This is a genomic window from Nocardioides ochotonae (genome assembly GCF_011420305.2).
Classification (GTDB): domain Bacteria; phylum Actinomycetota; class Actinomycetes; order Propionibacteriales; family Nocardioidaceae; genus Nocardioides; species Nocardioides ochotonae.
The window spans coordinates 746,017-765,037 of record NZ_CP061769.1 but is presented as its reverse complement, the minus strand read 5'-3'; the positions used below and the strand labels follow the sequence as shown (position 1 = coordinate 765,037).

The window sequence follows — 19,021 nt, the reverse complement described above, 5'->3', positions numbered from 1 at the left end:
GTTGCGGCCGCCCACCGGGTCGGTCGTCGCGGACGCACGGAGGTCAGTCCCGGCAGCGCAGCGCAGCCCTCGGACGCGGTTGTCCGGTGGGTCCCAGGGACGCGATCGACGCCTCCCAGACGCTCAGCGCCGAGCACGCGACCTCGATCGGCCCGTACGCACTGGCATCGGGGACGACGTGGAGACGGCGTACGGATCCGGGTTGGCCGAGGCGGAAGGCGTACCCCCCGCCGGACACGACCAGGCCGTCGATGTCGACCGAGGTGTTGCCCTGGCCGGCGGGGTAGAAGAACGGGGCCGTGCCCCCGCAGCCGCGACGCTCCACCAGCTTCAGCACGCTGTCGCGCAGCACGAGCCGCCCGCCGTCGTAGCCCTGGAGCGCGTCGCCGTGCCAGTCGCCGCAGATGTCCGGCGACACCACGCGGACGAACGAGCGGCGGATCTCGACACCCCCGCAGTCGTCCTTCCCACCGACGCGGAACCCCTCCGCGAGACCGACGATCTTCACTCCGTCCGCGACGTAGCCGCCGGTGCCGATCACCGGCCGGTCACCGGAGGTCTGCTGGCCACGGGCCCGTCGCACCGTCGTGTCGATGATGCGCAGACCGGTCTGACAGGTCGCACCCGTGAAGTTCTCGATACGCCCGCCCCGGACCTCGACCCGACGGACGGTCACGTCGGGGGCATCGATGAGCAGGTCGCCGCGAATGATGCGCACGTCGCTGATCTGCGCCCCGCTCTCGGTGACGCGCAGGTCGCCGCGCACGATCCGATCCGGCTTCCACCCACGAGGCACACCCGTCGTACGCCTGGTGGGGAACTCACCTGCCGCGGCCCTCGGCGCTGGGGCGGCCGAGGACAGCTCCGCCACGGGCTCCGGGATGGGTTCGGCGTTCGCGACGGACGCCGGCGCCAGGATCGACGCGGCGAGCAGACCGGCGATCGCCAGGGGCAGGCAGTTTCGGCGGGGAGACGGAGACACGACAGTGGCCCTTCCGTTGAGGTCCGACGAGCAACCCTTGCTCATTCCCCCGCCGTTGCGAACCCTCCGTATCCAATTCCGGGTAGGTGCCGGTGGTGGCTCCGCTCACCCGCGCCCGGAGACGAACGCGGCCAGCGAGCCGAGGGTCTCGAACACCTCGCCGGTGAAGTCCTCGTCGTCGATGACGATGTCGAAGTGCTCCTCCAGGGCGCTGGCCAGCTCGACGACGGCGAGCGAGTCGAGCTCGGGGAGCTCGCCGAGCAGGGCGGTGTCCGGCCCGAGGGCCTCCTCGCGGTCCTCGATGCCGAGGGTCCGCGCGAGCACGGCCCGGACCTGCACGAAGGTGTCGGGACCGGTCTCGGTCGGGCGGGTCGGCGCGGTCTCGGTCATGGTTCCTCCTGGCTGGCGGGGTGCGGGTCTGGGTGGGCGCGGCGGGCGGTTCAGACGAGGATCTCCGGCGGTGCCGGGTGGCCCAGGAAGCCCAGCGGGCTCGCGCTGCGGCCGTAGGCGCCGGCCTGGAACAGCACGACGAGGTCGCCGACCTGCGCGTCCGGCACCGCGACACCCGTGCCGAGCACGTCGAGGGGGGTGCACAGGCAGCCCACGACGTCGGCGCGCTCGGTGCGCTGCTGGTCGAGCCGGTCGCCGACGACGAGCGGGTAGTTGCGGCGGATCACCTGGCCGAAGTTGCCGGAGGCGGCGAGCTGGTGGTGCATGCCGCCGTCGACGACGAGGTAGGTGGTGCCGCGGGAGACCTTCCGGTCCACCACCCGCGTCACGTAGACCCCCGCCTCCCCCACCAGGAACCGGCCGAGCTCCACGACGACGTGCGCGTCGGGCAGCGCCGGGCGCACCCGCTCCTCCACGAGCACCCGCAGCTGCTCCCCCACGCGGGGCAGGTCGAGCGGCTGGTCCTTGTCGAAGTAGGGGATCCCGAAGCCGCCGCCGAGGTTGAGGTAGCTCACCGGCCCCGCGGCCTTGTCGGCCAGGGCGAGGAGCAGCTCGACGGTGCGCTGCTGGGCCTCGGCGATGATCTCGGCGTGCAGGTTCTGCGAGCCGGCGAAGAGGTGGAAGCCCTCGAGGGCGAGGTCACGCTCGGCCAGCAGGTCCAGCAGTCCTGGCACCTGCTCGACGTCCACGCCGAACTGCTGGGGGCCGCCGCCCATCCGCATGCCGGAGCCCTTGACCACGAAGTCCGGGTTGACCCGGACCGCGACCCGGGGGCGGAGCCCGACCCGCTCGCCGGCACCGACGACCCGGTCCGCCTCGCCGGCGGACTCCAGCTCGACCAGCACACCGGCCGCGACCGCCTGCTCGAGCTCGGCGTCGGTCTTGCCCGGCCCGGCGAAGCTCGTGCGCTCAGGCGACCCGGCGGCGTCCAGGGCCACGTGCATCTCCCCCGCCGAGGCCACGTCGAGCCAGTCCACCAGACCGGCGAGGTGGCCCACGACGGCCGGCATCGGGTTGGCCTTCACGGCGTACCCGAGCTCGACCTCGGCGCCCAGTGCCGCGCGCAGCCGCTGCACCCGTGCGGTGATCGCGTCGCGGTCGTAGGCGAAGTACGGCGTGCTGCCGACCCGGGCGGTCAGCCGGCCCAGCGGGACCCCGCCGACGCAGAGCTGGCCGTCGGCGGTGCCGAATCGCTCGAGGTGGTGCTCGACGTCCATCAGGAGACCTCCTTGCGCAGCAGCACACGGTCGAACTTGCCGTTCGGCGAGCGCGGCAGCTCGTCGAGGACGCGCACCTCCGCGGGCACCATGAAGAGCGGAAGGCGACGGCGCAGCTCGGCGAGCAGCGCCCCCGCGTCGTACGCCGTGGGGTCGGGCGTGCCGGCGGGCGGGCTGATGACCAGCACGATCCGCTGCCCGAGCCGGTCGTCCTCCACACCGAGCGCGGCGGCCTCGCCGACCAGCCCGGTGTCGTGGGCGACCTCCTCGACCTCGCTCGGGCTGACCCGGTAGCCGGAGGTCTTGATCATGTCGTCGGAGCGGCCGACGAAGTAGAGGAAGCCCTCCGCGTCGGCGACCACCGCGTCGCCGGACCACACCGCGCGCTCCGGCGCCCGCCACGCGGCGTGCGGGTCGGGCACGGGACGGAACCGCTCGGCGGTGCGCTCCGGGTCGTTCCAGTAGCCCTGGGCGACCAGCGGGCCGCGGTGGACCAGCTCGCCCTCCTCCCCCGGCGCCGCCGGGGTGCCGTCGGGGCGCAGCACCAGCACCTCCGCGTCGGGCACCGCGCGCCCGATCGAGTCCGGGCGCCGGTCCACCTCGTCGGGGTCGAGGTAGGTGGAGCGGAAGGCCTCGGTGAGGCCGTACATCAGGAACGGGCGCGCCTGCGGGAACAGCTCGCGCAGCCGGGTCAGCGTCGCGCGCGGCATCCGCCCGCCGGTGTTGGCGAAGTAGCGCAGCCCCCGCGCCTCCGGCGGCCACTCCACGCCGGCCAGCTGGATCCAGAGCGGGGGCACGCAGGTCAGCCCGGTCACGCCGTGGCGCGCGCACAGCCGCACCACGTCGCGCGGCAGCAGGTAATTGACCAGCACGACGTGCGCCCCGACCGCGAACGCGGTGGTGACCTGGCTCAGCCCCGCGTCGAAGCTCAGCGGCAGCGCCGCGAGGATGACGTCGTCGGGGCCGTTGTCGAGGTAGCTGCTCACGCTCTCGGCCCCGACCACGAGGTTGCGGTGGCTGAGCACGACGCCCTTCGGGCGACCGGTGCTGCCGGAGGTGTAGAGGATCGCGGCGAGGTCGGAGTCGACGCCGGCGCGGGGGTCCACCGTTCCGGGCGCGGCCCCGCGGCCGCCGGCGCGCAGCGCTGCCCAGGAGCCCACCTGCACCGCGCCGTCGCCCGGGTCGGTCGCGTGCTCCGCGTCGTCGACGAACACCACCCGCTCCAGTGCCGGCAGCAGGTGCGCGGCCCCGCGCAGCGCCCGCCAGCGGGCCGCGGAGGTGACGAGCAGGCGCACGTCGCAGTCGGCGAGCACGTGGGCGACCTGCTCGGCCTTGAGGAGCGGGTTGACCGGGACGAACACCGCCCCGGCGTACGACGCGGCGAAGATGGACTCCACCGTCTCCAGGCGCTTGTCGAGCAGGACCGCCACCCGGTCGCCGGGTGCGAGGCCGAGGAGACGCATCCCCGCGGCGGCCTCCCGGACGGTCGCGGCGAGCTCGCCGTAGCTGCGGGTCTGCTCGCCGGCGGTGAGCGCGGGCGCGTCGGGTCGGCATCGTGCCTGCTCCTCGAGCAGGTCGTGCAGGTGTACTCGCATCGGGGGTCCCCCTTGGGCGCGCGCCGTCACTGGGCTCTCACCAGGCGACGAGCGCGAGCTCGCTGTACAGGTTGTCGACCGCGGACGCCGGGACGCCGGTGCCGCGGAACATCTTGGGACGCGGGCGGGCCAGCAGCACCGACGCGGCCGGCCGGCCGGACAGCAGGCGCATCTCGGCGAGCGTCACGGGCAGGCCGCGGGCCAGCAGGTGGCGACCCAGCACTCCCTGGTGGCGGGCCAGCACGGCCGGGTCCTCGACGTGCAGCAGCGTGGCGAAGAGCCGCAGCCCCCGGCGCCGGTCGCGGCGATAGACGACGTAGCACTGCTCCCCGCCGGCCACCACCAGCAGGTGCCGGGCCGCGGCGGCGCCGCGGTGGTCACGCAGGATCCGTCGCTGCTCGCCCTCGAGACGTGCCTCGATCTCGTCGAGGTCGGTGACGACGCGACCGCGTCCGAGGCCGGGGAGGTTGGCCACCAGCGCCGTGGTGGTGTCGAGGTGCTCGAACCCGAGCCGCTCGTTGAGCGGAACGACGCTCCCGCTCGGGGAGAGGTCGGTGAAGACGTGACCGCGCTGCGCGAGGACCGCCCGCAGCAGCCGCAGGCCGTGGCTGCGCTGGTCCTCGCGCACGCACCACGCCGCGAGGTTGCAGAAGCGCACCGGGACGCCGTCGACGGGGCGCTCGGCGTAGAAGGCCAGCTGGACGCCGACCACCTCCGCGTCGGCGCCCTCGCCCGCACGCAGCAGGAAGCCGTGGTTGGGTGCCTCGCCCGGCCAGGTCGGGTCCGCGGCCGCCGCCCACTGCGCAGGGCTCAACCGCCCGTTGAGGTGGGCATGCAGGAACGCGCCGACCTCGGGCAGGTCGGCGCGATGGATGGGCTCGACGCGGACCCTGCCGCCGCGGGCGCCGTCGCGCGCCCCCTCCAGCCCCTCTTTCAGCATGGCGATCAACGTAGGGAGACCCCCACGGGGCGGTCGGACGAAGCGACGGCGCGTACCCAATGGTGGGGAGGCAGCTCCGCCTCGCCCCGACGCCCCCGTCCCGGTCGCCACGGTGGGGGCCATGAGTGCTGTGAGTCCTGTGAGCGTCGTCATCGCGGCCCACGACGAGGAGGCCGTCATCGGCCACACCCTCGACACCCTGCTCGCCGGTGCGGCCCCCGGCGAGCTGGACGTGGTCGTCGCCGCCAACGGCTGCCGGGACCGCACGGCGCAGGTCGCCGGGCGACGGCCCGGGGTCACCGTCGTCGAGGTCGCCCGCGCGAGCAAGACGCACGCGCTCAACGTGGCGGAGCGCCTCGCGATCGGGTTCCCCCGGATCTACCTCGATGCCGACATCGCCGTGCCGGTCACCGCGGTGCGCGCCCTGTGTGCGGCCCTGGAGGGTCCGCACGCGCCGCTGGTCGCCGTACCGGCCCGGCACCTGGAGACGCGCGGGCGGCCGTGGCCGGTGCGCGGCTACACGGCGATCCACCGCCGGTTGCCTGCCTTCGACGAGGGCCTGTTCGGGCGCGGCATGATCGCGGTCTCCGAGGCGGGCCGGGCCCGGTTCGATGCCTTCCCCGACGTGGTGGCCGACGACCTCTTCCTGGACTCGCTGTTCGGCCCGACCGAGCGGGTGCAGGTCCGCGAGGTCACCACCACCGTGCAGACGCCGCTGCGCACCGCCGACCTCAGTCGCCGCCTGGCCCGGGTACGCCGCGGCAACGCGGCGCTCCGCGCCGGCTCGGGCGGGACCGGAGGCGTCGCCGCCGTGAGGGACGCCGACCGCTGGTCGTGGCTGCGCGACGTCGTCGTCCCGCGTCCCTGGCTGGCACCCGCTGCCGTGGTCTACGTGGCGCTGAGCGCCCGGGCGGCGCTGGAGGCCCGGCGCCAACGCGGCGCCGCCGCCCCGGCCTGGGGCCACGACGAGTCGACGCGCACGCTGCGGGCGGGCTGAGCCGTGGAGGAGCAGCGGATCAACCTGTGCTTCCACGGCGTCGGTACGCCGGCGCGCGACCTGGAGATCGGCGAGGCGCACTACTGGGTGCGGACCAGCGTCTTCCACGCGATCCTGGACGCCGTCGCCGACGACCCGCGGGTGCGGATCAGCTTCGACGACGGCAACGCCTCCGACGCCGAGATCGCTCTTCCGGCCCTGCGCGAGCGCGACCTGCGGGCGACGTTCTTCGTGCTGAGCGGACGCCTCGACGAACCCGGCAGCCTGAGCCGTGAGCAGGTGCTCGAGCTGCGCGACCAAGGCATGGGGATCGGCACCCACGGCCGCGCGCACCGCCCCTGGCGGGGCCTGGACCCGGTGGCGGCACGCGCGGAGCTCGAGGGCGCCCGCGAGGAGCTCGCCGAGCTGGTCGGGCAGCCCGTCGACGAGGCCGCGCTGCCGCTGGGCCGCTACGACCGGGCCCTGCTGTCCGGTCTGCGGCGCCTGGGCTACCGCACCGTCCACACCAGCGACCGGCGCTGGGCGCGCCCGGACGCCTGGCTGCAGCCGCGCTTCAGCGTCCGCGACCACGACACCGTCCCGCGCCTGGAGCAGGAGGTGCTGCGTCCCCCGCCGCTGCGTTCACGCGCGCGGGGCGAGCTGGTGGGCCTGGTCAAGCGGCTGCGCTGAGACCTGCTCAGGCCACCCATTCCGGGCCGGCGGGACGCCGCAGCAGCCGCGGGCTGAGCAGCACCCGCACGGCCGCGCGCGCCGTCCGGCGTCCCAGGCAGGCACGGCTGGCCTCGCGCAGCACCAGCGCGGCCCAGACCGCGCACGCCGCCGCGCGTCCACCGCGACGGCGCGCGAGGCGCACCCGGTTGGCAGTCAGCAGCGGCCACAGCCGTGGGGACACCCCCGAGTCGCCCTCGAGGTGCGTGGCCCCGGCCGTGGGCACGAACCGCACCACCAGGCCGGCGTCGCCGACGCGCAGGTGGAAGTCGGTCTCCTCGGAGTACAGGAAGTAGGTCTCGTCCCAGGGACCGACCCGGGTCCAGCACTCCGCGTCCACCAGCTGCACCGAGCCCTCCGCCCAGGCGGTGTCACAGGCGGCGCGGTAGCGCTCGGCGTCGGTGATGGTCTCCCCGAGCCGACCGAGGCGTCCCGCGCGGTCCGCGCCGATCACGGCGTCGGCCCAGGTGCGCAGCACCGTGGGCTTGCGACGCAGCGAGTCGATCCGCTCGCCGTTCGCGTCGCGCAGCAGCGGGACCGCGACCCCGACCCCGGGCTCCCGCAGCGCGGCCAGCAGGGCCGGACCGCATCCCGGGTCCAGGCGCACGTCCGGGTTGAGCACCAGCACGGCGGTGTGCGGCCCGCCGGCCGCGACCGCTGCGTTGATGCCGGCCGCGTAGCCGGCGTTGCGTCCCATCTCGACCACGACCGCGTCCGGCGCCAGGTCCCGGACCACCGCGACGCTGTCGTCGTGGGAGTCGTTGTCGGCCACGACGAGCCGCCACGGCAGCGGGTCGAGCGCGTCCGGCAGGCTGGCCAGCAGTTCCGGGAGCAGGGGTGCTGAGTTGAAGGTGACGACGGTGACCAGCACCGTCGGGTCAGCCGCGGACACCGGCGGTCCTCCGCTCCGGAGCCGGTCGCGCCTCGGCCCGCCGGGCCGGGGCGGCGGGTTCGCCGTCGGCGCGGGCCAGGCGTCGCGCGGCGCCCGCCATCCCGGCGACCACGAAGCTCACCCCTGCCGCCATCGGGAACCCCCACGCGTCGAAGGTGAACATGCCGACCGCGCCGCCGGCCACCGACGCGGCCAGGGCGAGCCCCAGGTGCCGCGATCGGCTCGCTCGGGCCCGGCGGGCGCCGATGCCGTCGAGGAATGCGACGACGAGGAAGAGCACCACCGCCAGCAGGCCGAGGATCCCGATCTCGACGAGCAGCATCAGGTACTGGTTGTCCAGGATCCGGTAGTAGCGAGGGATGAAGGTGAACAGCCCCCGGCCGATCAGCCAGTGGTCGGAGTAGAGGTCGAGGACGACGCCGTAGTCGGTGGTCCGTCCGGTGACGCTCGGGTCGTTGAAGAGGTTGCTGAACAGCGAGACCAGCGTCCCGACCAGGCCGGGGATCATCAGCCGCAGCGCGACGACGGCGACGGGGGCGATCAGCAGTGCCCGCAGCCGCCAGCGCGCCGGCCAGCCCAGGAACAGCACCAGCAGCGCGACGAGGGTCACCAGGACCGCGGAGCGCGAGATCGAGACGTTGGCCCCGATGAAGATCAGCACGGTCGGCACGACCGCCGAGAGGAAGGCGCCGCGGCGTCCCCAGTGGTGGATCGTGCGGTGCAGCGCGAGCGGGAAGAGGCAGGCGAGAACGACCCCGAACTCGATGGGGTGGACGGCGGTGGCCGAGACCCGGTTGAAGATCGACCGGGTCTGGGTCCCCCCGATCTCGCTGTTGGCGACCAGGCCGGGCAGCGAGATCGAGCCGGCGAGGTTGTAGCCGGTGACGAACTGCACCAGCCCGATCGCGGCGATCGCGGCCCCCAGCCAGGTGAGCCAGGTGACCAGCCGCTCCAGGTCACGCCAGGAGCCGATCCCGTCGGAGATCACCAAGGTGATGCCGATCCACGCCGCGAAGGCGAGCAGCCCGCGGTCGCCGGCACTGATCATCATCCCGCTGACGTGGCTGACCGTCGGGGTGGCCAGGGTCCACAGCTCGTCGGTCTCCTGGCGCACGGTGAGCGGGGCGTACCAGCCGCCCGCGTTGCCGTTCGCGTACGACGCCAGCACGCACAGCACCAGCGCCAGCACCGCGACCCGCATCGCGCTGAAGCCGCGGACGGGGTTCTGCCCGGCCACGGTGCTCGCGCACCACCAGACCAGCGCAGCGATGCCGAGCAGGCTGGCCGGGGAGCCCGCGGCACCCAACGGGCCCAGGACGAGCTGGGAGGGCACGCACAGCAGCAGGACGACGTAGGCGAGTGTCACGAGCAGCGGCGCTCGGCCCTGCCAGGAGTCGTTGCCGGATCGCAGGCCCGTCGTCAGGCCCGATCCCAGGCGCGCGACCCCCGTGGCCATCCTCAGCCGACCCGTCGCGACGGCTCGTCGCCACGGTCGCGCGCGCGTGCGGCCGCACTCAGACGGGCCGGGGTGACCCGCTCCGGGCTCTCCTCCTCGCCGTCGACGGCCGGCTCGTCGCCCCGCCCGCCGTCGCCGCGCCGCGTGCCTCGGGCGCCGCCCACCGCGGGAGCACCGCGGGAGCCGAGCAGGCGGTCCACCCCGAGTGCCAGCAGCAGCGTGGCGAGCAGTCCGGCGGCCGCCGCCGCGCCCAGGGCCCGGATCCGGCTGCCGCCGAGGGCCTCGGCGCCGGCGCTCACCGCGACCCGGTCCCCGCTGATCAGCTGGCGCGGGGGCACCTCGGCCCGCTTCTGCAGCTGGGCGAGCTGGGTGTCGATCTCCTTCATCACCGCGTCGCGGGTGGAGATCGCGGCCTCCGGGTCGGTGCTCGTGGTGGTGACCTGCATGATCGGCCCGGCTCCCGGCAGCACCGCGACGTCGTACTCCGCGTCGTGCCCCGCGCCCGCCAGCGTCCGGGCCACGTCCGGTGTCGAGACGTTGCCGGCGAGCATGGAGGCCAGCGTCACCTGGCCGGCCTGGAGGTTCAGGAACGGGTTGCTGGGGGTGGCCGGACCGCTCGCCTCGGGCGGCAGCAGCAGCACGACCTGGCTGGAGGCCTGGTACTGGGTGCCGACGGTCTGGAGCACCCCGACACAGGCGGCGGCGGTGAGCGCCAGCCCGATCAGGACCACCACCCAGCGGCGCGCCAGCGCCCTCAGGAGGTTGAGTACGGACATCTCAGGTCGCCTTCCCGTGCATGGTGAGGTCCCGGCTCGCGGACGCGTCGAGGGGTGGGAGCAGACAGGAGGCATCCGGCTCGGGCACCAGCCCTTCCAGCAACGTCACCACCGTCCGGCCGGCTTCCGCCCAGCTGACCGAGCGCACCGAGGACGCGGCCGCGACCGCGCGTTCCCGCTGCACGTCCTGCGGGGAGCGCACCAGCTCGACCAGCGACCGCGCAATGGCTCCTGGCGACGCCACGGTGTACCGGACATGCTCGTTGTCGAGCACCGCTCGGTTGTGTTCGGCCTCGTTGACCACCGGCAGGCAGCCAGCGGCCAGCATCTCCCAGGGCACCAGGGAGACGTTGGTCGCGGACAGCACGAGTCCCGCCGTGCAGCGGCGGTACAGCTCTCCGAGCTCGGCGGGCGAGAGACGCCCGTGCTGCTGCGCGGCGAAGGGGAGGTCGCGCACCGTGGAGCCGTAACAGTGGATCGGCACGTCAGGACACTCCCGTGCGAACCTGGTGAGCGCGAGGACCGCCAGTTCGTGCCCCCGCCGCGGCGTCCCCGGCCGGCAGTAGTAGGCCACCCCGGACCTGGACGGTGTGGTCACGGCGGACATCGGGCCCCGGTAGGTGTCGAGGTCGCAGCCGAAGTCGAAGTGGTCGGCGCTCATGCCGTGGTCGGCGCGCAGGCGCTCGGCCAGCCACGGACCGGCCGTGATGCCGTGCAGGCCGAAGCGATAGGTCGCCTCGGCCAGCATCGCCGAGCTCCCGGCCGGGTAGAAGAGATTCTCGAGATCCTGCACCAGATAGCAGCGAACCCCACGGGCAGGCGAGCCCAGCACGGCATACGCGGTCTCCCACCCGGTCGCCACGATCACGTGTGCGTCGGCGATGCCGTCGGCGAGGTGGCGCACCTCGGCTCGGACATCGGGCCAGTGCTCACGCACGATCTCCTCGTGCTGACGCACCGACCACCCGTGCTGGTCGCGCAGGTAGAGGGTGCACCGATGCCCGGCGTCCTCGAGTGCGCGCACCAGTCGGAGCATCGTGGTGTGCCCGCCCGATCCCGGTCCCGGAGGTGAGCTCACCCAGGCCACGTGCAGTGGTTCGCCTGACTGGCGGGCCATCGCTGCCGGCGCGGGACGCATCCCGGCCAGCACTTCCTCGGCTGCGTCGATCTCCTCGCTGGTGACCAACAGCGGCGCCGTGCCGGGCGGGACGAGCGCCGCGGCCGCTCGCGTGCGCAACCGGCGTCCCACACCGTCGCTCCCCTCCGTCGCGAGCAGCCGGCGCAGCTGCCGGACGCGGTCGACGGCACCCCCAGGCATCCGCTTCACGACTTCCCTCCCGCGCCAGCCGTGCCCGATCCGCCATCGGCCCGCACGGCAGCCACGAGCTCCTCGGCGACCCGCTGCTGCTGGGCAGCGGTGATGCCGGGGAACATCGGCAGCGACAGGATCTCGGTCGCCGCGCGCTCCGCCACTGGGAAGCTGCCGGCCCCGAGCCCGAGGCCGGCGAACGCGGGCAGCAGGTGCACCGGGGTCGGGTAGTGGATGCCGGTGTCAATGCCGTGCTCGGCGAGGCGGCGCTGCACCGCGTCGCGCTGCGCGACCCGCACGACGTAGAGGTGCCAGACGTGCTCGTTGCCCGGCAGCGCGCGCGGGAGCCGTACGCCGGGGAGGTCGGCGAGCAGCGTCGCGTAGCGGGCCGCCGCGGCGTCGCGCTCGGCGTTCCACTCCTTGAGGTGCTCGAGCTTGACCTCGAGCACCGCGGCCTGCAGGGAGTCCATGCGCGAGTTCGTGCCGACCAGGTCGTGCTCGTAGCGCGCCTCGCCCCCGTGGTTGCGCAGCTGGCGCAGCCGGCGCGCGATCAGCGGGTCGTCGGTGGTGACCGCCCCCGCGTCCCCGAACGCGCCGAGGTTCTTGCCGGGATAGAAGCTGGTCGCGGCGAGGTCGGCGCACGCGCCCGCCGGGCGCCCCCACCGGGTCGCGCCCTGGGACTGCGCGGCGTCCTCGAGGAGCACCACCCCGGGCCCGACCACCTCGCGCAGGCGCTCGAACGGCGCGACCTGGCCGTAGAGGTCCACCCCGGCGACCACGCGGGTCCGGGGACCGACCCGGGCGGCGACGGCGTCGACGTCGATCAGCAGGTCCTCGTCGCAGTCCACCAGCACCAGCTCGGCGCCGGCGAGCACCACCGCCTCGGCGGTGGCCACGAACGTGTTGGCCGGGACCACCACCTCGTCGCCGGGCCCGACGCCAGCGGCCCGCAGGGCGAGGTGCAGGGCGTCGGTGCCGTTGCCGACCCCGACCGCGTGCTCGACGCCGCAGAAGGCGGCGTAGGCGTCCTCGAACCGGGCCACCTGCGGGCCCAGGACGAAGGCGCCGCTGTCGCACACCCGGTCCATCGCCCGACGGGCGTCGTCGCGGATCCGGGCGTTCTGCAGCGCCAGGTCGAGCAGCGGCACCCGGGCGCCGGGGGCGAGGTCGTCGGTCATGTGGGGCTCTTCCTGGTCAGCCGGACGGGGTCCGGGCGGTCGGCGTCGGAACGACGCAGGTCGGTGAGGCGGCGCAGCCACCACGGGGCGAGCGGGAGGGCGTAGGTCACGAGCGCGACCAGGCAGCCGGCGCTCAGCACGAGCAGCGGCGGGCCCGACCAGGCGCCGACCCACGCGCACGCGGCCGCGGCGGGGACCGCCGCCGCCAGCGGCACGAACCCGGCACGCAGGAAGGCGCCCGTGTCCACGCCCGCCCGGCGCAGGCACACGACGTACGCCGGCACGACGACGGCCACGGCGATCACGACGTGGCTCCAGCCCGCGCCGGCCAGCCCGAAGCCGGAGAGCCCGAGGTACATCGCCGGCACCAGCGCCGCCATCCAGAGCAGCTGGACGGCGAGCACCGCGCCGGTCGCCCCGACGGCGATGAGGAAGGTCGCGACCAGGTCGAGCAGCACCCGCAGCCCCCCGAACACCGCCAGGCCGGCCAGCGCCGCGGCGGCACCCGCCCAGCGCTCGCCGTACAGCACGGCGACCAGCGGACCGGCCAGGGTGGCCAGGGTCAGCCCCATCAGGACGGCCACGGCGGCTGCCGGGGCGACCGTGCGCACCAGGGCCCGGTTGCGGGCAGCGGTGTCCTGCACCTGGGAGAACCCGGGCAGCGCGACCACCCGCAACGCCTGGCCCACGGCGCTCATCGGCCACGAGGAGACGTTGAAGGCCAGCAGGTAGAGACCGAGCTCGGCCGGTCCCAGCACCCGGGCGACGATCAGGTTGTCGACGCTCAGCAGCGCCCAGGACACGAGGTTGGCCAGCGCCAGCGGCAGGCAGAAGGCCAGCGAGGCCCGGGCGATCTCCCGGTCCATGCCGAAGCGCGGCCGGCTGCGGGTGGCCAGGTGCAGCCCCAGGACGACGACGACCTGGTTGGCCACCTGTCCCCAGGCCAGCGACGCCGGTCCGACGTCGCGGGTGGCGAGGGTGGCCATGACGAGGGCGGAGGCCACCAGCCCGGCGCCGTTGACCACGAACAGCGTCCCCTGGCGGAACTCGCGCTGGAGCCGCGCGGCCGGGACGATGGACAGGCCGAAGATCGCGATGCTGATCGCCATCACCGCGATCACGCCCCGCGACTCCGGGCTGCGGAAGGCCGCCGCCAGCGGCTCCGCGGCCAGGAGCATCCCCAGCGCGAGGATGCCGCTGGTGAGCACGCCGAGGGTCGCCACCGTCGGCGCCCGGCGCTCGGGGTCGCTCGCGCGCACCAGGTCCGATCCGAGACCGAACTCGGCGAGGGTGCCGAGGATCGCCCAGATCGTGAGCGCAACCGCGAAGACCCCCAGCTCGTCGGGGGCGATCAGGCGGGCCATCAGGATGGAGACCGCGACGTTGCCGAGGCGCAGCACGACGTTGCCGGTCAGGCTCCAGCCCAGACCCCGGCCGATCCGCTCCGCGGAGGAGGTGGTCTGGGTGCTCACGTGCCGTACCGCCGCTCGTAGCGCCAGCGCACGTGGTGTCCGGCGCGGCCCGCGAACCGCAGCGCGGCAGCCGCCGGCAGCGGGTCCCGCGTGCCGGCGAGCGCCTCGAGGCGCCAGGCCAGGCTCCGCTCGGAGGTCGGCTGCAGGTCGCGCGCGAACGCCCGGTACGCCGCCGCCTCCTCGGCACGACCGTCCCGGCGGGCCGCCAGCGCCCGGCGGGCGGCCTCACGTCCCAGCGCGCGCCGGGCGACCGGCCACTGGGCCTGGAGCCCGGCCAGCCCCGCGACCTCCTCGGTGAAGAACAGCTCGAAGGTGCGCTGCCGCTCCTGGAGGTCGGTCAGCCAGCCGGCGTACGTCGTGAGGTGCATGTTGGCGTCGTGCACGCGGTACCACGCCTGGACCGGCCCGTTGACCCGCGCGACGTCCCAGCGGGCGGCGGCACGCAGCCACATCGCGAAGTCCGCCGAGTGCGGGAGACGGGGGTCGTAGCCGCGGTCCGCCAGCAGCTCGCGGCGCACCACCGCCTCCGGGCTGCTGATGAAGCACCTGCCGCGCCGGGTCGCGAGGCCGAGCCACTGCCGGCCCGGGTAGACGCTCCAGCTGCGGACCCGGGGGTCGGCGACCGGGACCGTCTCCTGGAAGGAGCGGGCGTAGCCGTAGACGAGGCCGACACCGGGATGGGCCTCGAAGAGCGCGGCCGCCCGGGTCAGCGCGCCGGGCGTCAGCAGGTCGTCGGCGGAGAGCAGGCTGACGTAGTCGCCGCGCGCCAGCGCGAGGCCGTCGTTGTAGGTCCGGATGTGCCCGCGGTTCTGCTCGTGCACGAGCACCCGGACCCGCGGGTCGGCGGCGGCGAGCGCCCGCGCGACGTCCGCGCTGTCGTCGGGCGAGGCGTCGTCGACGACGATCACCTCGACGTCGACCCCCGGCTGGTCGAGGGCGCTGGCCACCGCGTCGGGCAGGAAGTGCCCGTAGCGGTAGCAGGGCACCACGACCGACACCGTGGGGGTGGTGCTCAGCGGACGCGGACGGTGGAAGCGCATCAGGCCTCCACGCCCACCGGGTACGCCGCCGGCAGCGGGGCGGCGGGCACGCCGGCCCAGGTCTGGCCGGCCGGGAGCGGTCGCAGGAGCACCGCGCCCATGCCGAGCACCGAGTCCGCGCCGACGGCGAGATCCTCGCGGACGCTGGCGTTCATGCCGAGGTAGGCGCCGGCACCGACCGTGACGTTCCCCCCGAGGCTGACCCCGGCACACAGCGTCGCGTAGTCGGCCACGACGTCGTCGTGGGTCAGGGTCACGTGCGGCATCGCGACCACGTGGGCGCCGAGGCGCACGTCGCAGGTCAGGCTCACCTGGGCGAGCAGGATGCTGCCCCGGCCGACGACGCAGCTCGCCGGGATGTCGACGCTGGGGTGCACGACGCGCGCGTAGTGCTCCCAGGTCACCCCGAGCCCCGCCAGCCGCTCCACCAGCGCGCGCCGGGTGCCGCCGCGACCGGCGCAGACGACCACGTCACCGTCGAGCAGGTCGGCGACCTGCTCCAGCCCGCCGATCACCGGGACGCCGTCGAAGCTGCTCCCCCACCGGCTCGGGTCGTCGTCCACGGCCAGCACCCGCCCGTGGCTGCCGGAGGCGCGGACGGCCGCGAGCGTCTCGCGGGCGAGGCCGCCGGCCGCGACCAGCACCAGGCTCCTCATCGCCGCCCCCGGGCCAGGACCTCGACCACGCGGTCCTGCTCGCCCTCGGTGAGCTGGTGGAACAGCGGCAGGATCAGCGTGGTGTCGGTGAGGTGCTCGGTCACCGGGAGCGGCGCGGACTCCACGGCCGCGTACGCCGGCTGACGGTGGATCGCCATGATGCCGCGGCGCGCGGAGACCCCCGCGTCGGCGAGCGCGGCGAGCACGCCGTCCCGGTCCAGCGGGTGCTCGGGCAGCACCTCGACCCAGTAGGACTGGAAGTTCGACTCGCCGTGCTCCGGGTCGGCCACCGGGCGCAGCCCGGGGACGTCGGCGAGCGCGGCGGCGTAGCGGGCGGCGAGCTCGCGGCGGCGGCGCACGATCTGCGGCATCCGGGCGAGCTGGACCAGCCCGACGGCCGCCTGGAGGTCGGTCATCCGGTAGTTGAAGCCGATCTCGTCGTACTCCTCGGCCGGGGCGAGCACGCTTCCGTGCCGCTGCGCGGCCGAGATGCTCATCGCGTGCTCGCGCAGCCGGCGCGCCCGCGCCGCCCAGGCGGGCTGTCCGGTGGTGAGCATCCCGCCCTCGCCGGTGGTGAGCACCTTGCGGGGGTGGAAGGACCAGGCGGTGAGCGAGGCGCCGGCACCGACCGGGCGCCCGCGGTAGGTCGAGCCCGCGCCACAGGCGGCGTCCTCGATCACCACGACGCCGCGCGCGGAGCACAGCTCCTGGATCGGCTCCAGGTCCACCGGTACGCCGCCCTGGTCCACCGCGATCACGGCACGGGTGGCAGCGGTGAGCGCCCGCTCCACCGTGTCCGCGGTGACGTTGCCGGTGAGCGGGTCGACGTCGCAGAAGACCGGGCGCGCGCCCACGTAGGCGACCGCGTTGGCCGTGGCGATGAACGAGAACGAGGGCACGACGACCTCGTCGCCGGGCCCGATCCCGGCCACCTCCAGCGCGAGGTGCAGCGCGGCGGTGCAGCTGGACAGCGCCACCGCGTGGCCCGCCTGCTGCTGGTGGGCGAAGCGCTGCTCGAACTCCGCGACCCGGGGGCCCTGGGCCACCCAGCCGGACTCGATGACGGCCACGACCGCGGCTGCCTCCTCGGCGCCGAGCCAGGGCTGCATGACGTTGATCCGGGCGACCTCGGCACCCGCCGTGACCTCGCTGACCTCGCTGACCTCGCTCATCGCTGGAGCGCCAGGTCGCGGCCGGCGGCGATCTCCGCACGCAGCGGGCGCCACCAGGCGACCAGCTCGCGCAGCCCGTCCTCGAGGTCGACCTCGGTGCGGAACCCGAGGTCGGCCGCGGCCGCGCGGGTCTCGGCGAGCCGACGTACGACTCCGTTGACCGCGCGTTCGGGACCGTGCTCGACCGCCAGCGTCGAGTCCATGGCCCGCAGCAGCGCCGCGGCGAGCTCCAGCAGGCTGGTCTCGGTGCCGGAGGCGACGTTGTACACGCCCTCGCACACCGGCGAGGCGGCAGCCAGGACATTGGCCCGGGCCACGTCGCGGGTGTGGACGAAGTCCATCGTCTGCGCCCCGTCGCCGAAGACCAGCGGCGGCTGCCCGTCGGCGATGCGCTCCATCCACCGCACCAGCACCTCGGTGTAGAGGCCGTGGACGTCCATGCGCGGGCCGTAGACGTTGAAGTAGCGCAGCGCGACATAGGAGAGGCCCTCCATCGCGCGAAAGCTGCGCAGCATCCCCTCGTTGAAGGACTTCGCGGCGCCGTAGAAGGTGTCGTTGGCGTGGTGGTGGTGCGCCTCGGGCGTCGGGAAGACCTCCGCCATGCCGTAGACCGACGCCGACGAGGCCGCCACCAGCTTGGCCACCCGGGCGCGCGCGGCCGCCTCGACGACGTTGAAGGTGCCGTCGACCAGCACCTCCAGGGCCAGCCGCGGCTCCTCGGCGCACTGGGTGATCCGGATCGCGGCCTGGTGGAAGACCAGGTCCTGGCCCTCGGTCAGGTCGTGGACCAGGTCGCGGTCGCGCACGTCGCCCTCGACCAGACGCACCCGGCCGCTGCCGAGCGCCTCCGCCAGGTTGGCCCGGCGACCCCGCACGAGGTTGTCGAGCACGTCCACGTGGGCCACGTCGGCGGCCAGCAGCTGGTCGACCAGCGTGGAGCCGATGGTGCCGGCGCCGCCCGTCACCAGCACCCGTGCGCCCGACAGCGCGTCGCCCGGCGTCATCGCACGATCTCCATCGCACGGACGCCGTCGCTGACGTCGACGAGCGCGCCACGGGCCCGCAGGCTGGTGGCGGCCGACTCGAGCACCTGGAGGACCCGCAGGCCGGAGGATCCGTCGGTGGCCGGGGCGCGGCCCTCGCGGATGCTGGCGGCGAGCTCGGCCACCATCGCGGCGAGCGCCTCGTGCTCGGGCAGTGCCGGGGCCCAGGTGTCGCCGAGCCGGTAGGCCACCGAGGCGGTACGCCGGTCCGCGCTGTCGACGGTCTGCTGCACCAGGTCGACCCCGCGGTCGTAGACGCTCAGCCGCTGCTGCGGGTTGAGGTCGTCCCAGACCAGGGTCCGCTCGCTGCCCCCGATCACCATCTGGCGGATCTTGGTCGGACTGAGCCAGTTGACGTGGACGTGCGCCATCGCGCCGTTGGCCAGCGGCATGCTGAGGTAGCCCACGCAGGAGGTCCCGGCACCGACCGGGTCGGCCCCCTGGGCTGCGACCCCGAGCGGCTGCAGGCCACCGGGCAGCACGTGGTCGAGGATCGAGAGGTCGTGCGGCGCGAGGTCCCAGAAGACGTCGACGTCGGACTGCACCAGGCCGAGGTTGATGCGCACCGAGTCGACGTAGAGGATCTCGCCGAGTGCGCCCTCCGCGACCAGCTGGCGGATCTTCTGCACCGCCGGCGTGTAGCAGTAGGTGTGGTCGGTCATCAGCACCAGCCCGGAGGCGCGGGCCAGCTCGACCATCTCCCGGCCGTGCTGGACGCTGTCGGCCAGCGGCTTCTCGACCAGCACGTGCTTGCCGGCGCGCAGCGCGCGCGTCGCGATCGCGTGGTGGGTGGAGGCCGGCGTCGCGATCGCGACGGCGTCGACGTCCTCGCGCCCGAGCACGTCCTCGAGGGCGGCGGTCACCTGCACCTCCTCGCGTCGCCCGACCAGGTCGCGGGCGCGCTCGACGTCGAGGTCGCACACCGCGCGCACCTCCCAGTCGGGGGCGGCGCTGAAGTTGCGGAACAGGTTCGGGCCCCAGTAGCCGGCCCCGATCACCGCGACACCGAGCCGGGGTCGATCTGCCTCGCCGGCAGCCTCCGGCCCCCTGTGGTCAGCCATCCACTTCCCCCTCGTGACATCGGCCGGCCCCGGTGGGCCGACCGGATTGGGTCGACCTCCTTGGTAGGGCTGGAGGT

The 19,021-nt window shown here is 74.6% G+C and carries 18 protein-coding genes; 2 read left to right on the top strand and 16 right to left on the bottom strand.

Annotated features, from left to right (window positions below):
• Window positions 1-43 precede the first annotated feature (43 nt).
• From HBO46_RS03760 to HBO46_RS03740, 5 genes are all read right to left on the bottom strand, one after another.
• Entirely contained in the window at window positions 44-766 is a 723-nt protein-coding gene (locus HBO46_RS03760) for a hypothetical protein (RefSeq protein ID WP_166136618.1), read from the bottom strand.
• 321 nt (window positions 767-1,087) lie between these two features.
• Window positions 1,088-1,372: an acyl carrier protein gene (locus tag HBO46_RS03755; protein ID WP_166136621.1), complete on the bottom strand. Its 285-nt coding sequence runs from the start codon at window positions 1,370-1,372 to the stop codon at window positions 1,088-1,090.
• Window positions 1,373-1,422: 50 nt separating this feature from the next.
• A complete protein-coding gene (locus tag HBO46_RS03750) occupies window positions 1,423-2,649 on the bottom strand; it encodes a pyridoxal-dependent decarboxylase, exosortase A system-associated (RefSeq protein WP_166136624.1) in 1,227 nt (408 codons plus the stop codon).
• Window positions 2,649-4,244, bottom strand: coding sequence for an acyl-CoA ligase (AMP-forming), exosortase A system-associated (locus HBO46_RS03745; RefSeq protein WP_166136627.1), 1,596 nt, complete (start codon window positions 4,242-4,244; stop codon window positions 2,649-2,651). The genes HBO46_RS03750 and HBO46_RS03745 overlap by 1 nt, the downstream gene beginning before the upstream one ends.
• Before the next feature lie 37 nt (window positions 4,245-4,281).
• On the bottom strand, window positions 4,282-5,184 hold the full coding sequence (locus tag HBO46_RS03740) for a hypothetical protein (RefSeq protein WP_224769360.1): 903 nt from the start codon (window positions 5,182-5,184) through the stop codon (window positions 4,282-4,284).
• Window positions 5,185-5,305: 121 nt separating this feature from the next.
• Here HBO46_RS03740 and HBO46_RS03735 point away from each other — a divergent pair, with 121 nt between their 5' ends.
• Both HBO46_RS03735 and HBO46_RS03730 read left to right on the top strand, forming a co-directional pair.
• A complete protein-coding gene (locus HBO46_RS03735) occupies window positions 5,306-6,181 on the top strand; it encodes a glycosyltransferase (RefSeq protein ID WP_166136630.1) in 876 nt (291 codons plus the stop codon).
• 3 nt (window positions 6,182-6,184) lie between these two features.
• The gene (locus tag HBO46_RS03730) at window positions 6,185-6,850 is read left to right on the top strand and encodes a polysaccharide deacetylase family protein (protein ID WP_207949893.1); all 666 of its coding nucleotides are present in this window, start codon (window positions 6,185-6,187) and stop codon (window positions 6,848-6,850) included.
• Window positions 6,851-6,857: 7 nt separating this feature from the next.
• On the opposite strand, the gene HBO46_RS03725 is transcribed toward HBO46_RS03730, so the two are convergent.
• From HBO46_RS03725 to HBO46_RS03675, 11 genes are read right to left on the bottom strand one after another with little or no spacing between them, the layout of a single operon-like run.
• The gene (locus HBO46_RS03725) at window positions 6,858-7,781 is read right to left on the bottom strand and encodes a glycosyltransferase (protein ID WP_166136633.1); all 924 of its coding nucleotides are present in this window, start codon (window positions 7,779-7,781) and stop codon (window positions 6,858-6,860) included.
• Window positions 7,768-9,237: an O-antigen ligase family protein gene (locus HBO46_RS03720; RefSeq protein WP_166136636.1), complete on the bottom strand. Its 1,470-nt coding sequence runs from the start codon at window positions 9,235-9,237 to the stop codon at window positions 7,768-7,770. Before HBO46_RS03720 ends, HBO46_RS03725 begins: the two co-directional genes overlap by 14 nt.
• A gap of 2 nt (window positions 9,238-9,239) precedes the next feature.
• Window positions 9,240-10,013, bottom strand: coding sequence for a YveK family protein (locus tag HBO46_RS03715; RefSeq protein ID WP_166136639.1), 774 nt, complete (start codon window positions 10,011-10,013; stop codon window positions 9,240-9,242).
• A gap of 1 nt (window position 10,014) precedes the next feature.
• Window positions 10,015-11,331 carry a rhamnosyltransferase WsaF family glycosyltransferase gene (locus tag HBO46_RS03710; RefSeq protein WP_397187313.1) on the bottom strand — a complete coding sequence of 439 codons (1,317 nt, stop codon included), beginning with the start codon at window positions 11,329-11,331 and terminating at the stop codon, window positions 10,015-10,017.
• Between the two features lie 5 nt (window positions 11,332-11,336).
• Window positions 11,337-12,500, bottom strand: a complete 1,164-nt coding sequence (locus tag HBO46_RS03705; protein ID WP_166136645.1) for a DegT/DnrJ/EryC1/StrS family aminotransferase — start codon at window positions 12,498-12,500, stop codon at window positions 11,337-11,339.
• The gene (locus HBO46_RS03700) at window positions 12,497-13,972 is read right to left on the bottom strand and encodes an oligosaccharide flippase family protein (protein WP_166136648.1); all 1,476 of its coding nucleotides are present in this window, start codon (window positions 13,970-13,972) and stop codon (window positions 12,497-12,499) included. The genes HBO46_RS03705 and HBO46_RS03700 overlap by 4 nt, the downstream gene beginning before the upstream one ends.
• Complete coding sequence (locus HBO46_RS03695) at window positions 13,969-15,012, bottom strand: glycosyltransferase family 2 protein (protein WP_166136651.1); 1,044 nt, start codon at window positions 15,010-15,012, stop codon at window positions 13,969-13,971. The genes HBO46_RS03700 and HBO46_RS03695 overlap by 4 nt, the downstream gene beginning before the upstream one ends.
• Window positions 15,012-15,668, bottom strand: coding sequence for an LbetaH domain-containing protein (locus tag HBO46_RS03690; RefSeq protein ID WP_166136654.1), 657 nt, complete (start codon window positions 15,666-15,668; stop codon window positions 15,012-15,014). The genes HBO46_RS03695 and HBO46_RS03690 overlap by 1 nt, the downstream gene beginning before the upstream one ends.
• A complete protein-coding gene (locus tag HBO46_RS03685) occupies window positions 15,665-16,840 on the bottom strand; it encodes a DegT/DnrJ/EryC1/StrS family aminotransferase (RefSeq protein WP_207949891.1) in 1,176 nt (391 codons plus the stop codon). Before HBO46_RS03685 ends, HBO46_RS03690 begins: the two co-directional genes overlap by 4 nt.
• Window positions 16,837-17,844: an NAD-dependent epimerase/dehydratase family protein gene (locus HBO46_RS03680; RefSeq protein ID WP_166136657.1), complete on the bottom strand. Its 1,008-nt coding sequence runs from the start codon at window positions 17,842-17,844 to the stop codon at window positions 16,837-16,839. Before HBO46_RS03680 ends, HBO46_RS03685 begins: the two co-directional genes overlap by 4 nt.
• Window positions 17,841-18,944 carry a Gfo/Idh/MocA family protein gene (locus tag HBO46_RS03675; protein WP_166136660.1) on the bottom strand — a complete coding sequence of 368 codons (1,104 nt, stop codon included), beginning with the start codon at window positions 18,942-18,944 and terminating at the stop codon, window positions 17,841-17,843. The genes HBO46_RS03680 and HBO46_RS03675 overlap by 4 nt, the downstream gene beginning before the upstream one ends.
• Window positions 18,945-19,021 lie beyond the last annotated feature (77 nt).

Bases quoted from the DNA above. Each gene is read 5' to 3' on its own strand.
- HBO46_RS03755 (WP_166136621.1), bottom strand. From the start codon at position 1,372: ATGACCGAGACCGCGCCGACCCGCCCGACCGAGACCGGTCCCGACACC.
- HBO46_RS03750 (WP_166136624.1), bottom strand. From the start codon at position 2,649: ATGGACGTCGAGCACCACCTCGAGCGATTCGGCACCGCCGACGGCCAG.
- HBO46_RS03745 (WP_166136627.1), bottom strand. From the start codon at position 4,244: ATGCGAGTACACCTGCACGACCTGCTCGAGGAGCAGGCACGATGCCGA.
- HBO46_RS03740 (WP_224769360.1), bottom strand. From the start codon at position 5,184: ATGCTGAAAGAGGGGCTGGAGGGGGCGCGCGACGGCGCCCGCGGCGGC.
- HBO46_RS03735 (WP_166136630.1), top strand. From the start codon at position 5,306: ATGAGTGCTGTGAGTCCTGTGAGCGTCGTCATCGCGGCCCACGACGAG.
- HBO46_RS03720 (WP_166136636.1), bottom strand. From the start codon at position 9,237: ATGGCCACGGGGGTCGCGCGCCTGGGATCGGGCCTGACGACGGGCCTG.
- HBO46_RS03715 (WP_166136639.1), bottom strand. From the start codon at position 10,013: ATGTCCGTACTCAACCTCCTGAGGGCGCTGGCGCGCCGCTGGGTGGTG.
- HBO46_RS03710 (WP_397187313.1), bottom strand. From the start codon at position 11,331: ATGCCTGGGGGTGCCGTCGACCGCGTCCGGCAGCTGCGCCGGCTGCTC.
- HBO46_RS03705 (WP_166136645.1), bottom strand. From the start codon at position 12,500: ATGACCGACGACCTCGCCCCCGGCGCCCGGGTGCCGCTGCTCGACCTG.
- HBO46_RS03695 (WP_166136651.1), bottom strand. From the start codon at position 15,012: ATGCGCTTCCACCGTCCGCGTCCGCTGAGCACCACCCCCACGGTGTCG.
- HBO46_RS03690 (WP_166136654.1), bottom strand. From the start codon at position 15,668: ATGAGGAGCCTGGTGCTGGTCGCGGCCGGCGGCCTCGCCCGCGAGACG.
- HBO46_RS03685 (WP_207949891.1), bottom strand. From the start codon at position 16,840: ATGAGCGAGGTCAGCGAGGTCAGCGAGGTCACGGCGGGTGCCGAGGTC.
- HBO46_RS03680 (WP_166136657.1), bottom strand. From the start codon at position 17,844: ATGACGCCGGGCGACGCGCTGTCGGGCGCACGGGTGCTGGTGACGGGC.
- HBO46_RS03675 (WP_166136660.1), bottom strand. From the start codon at position 18,944: ATGGCTGACCACAGGGGGCCGGAGGCTGCCGGCGAGGCAGATCGACCC.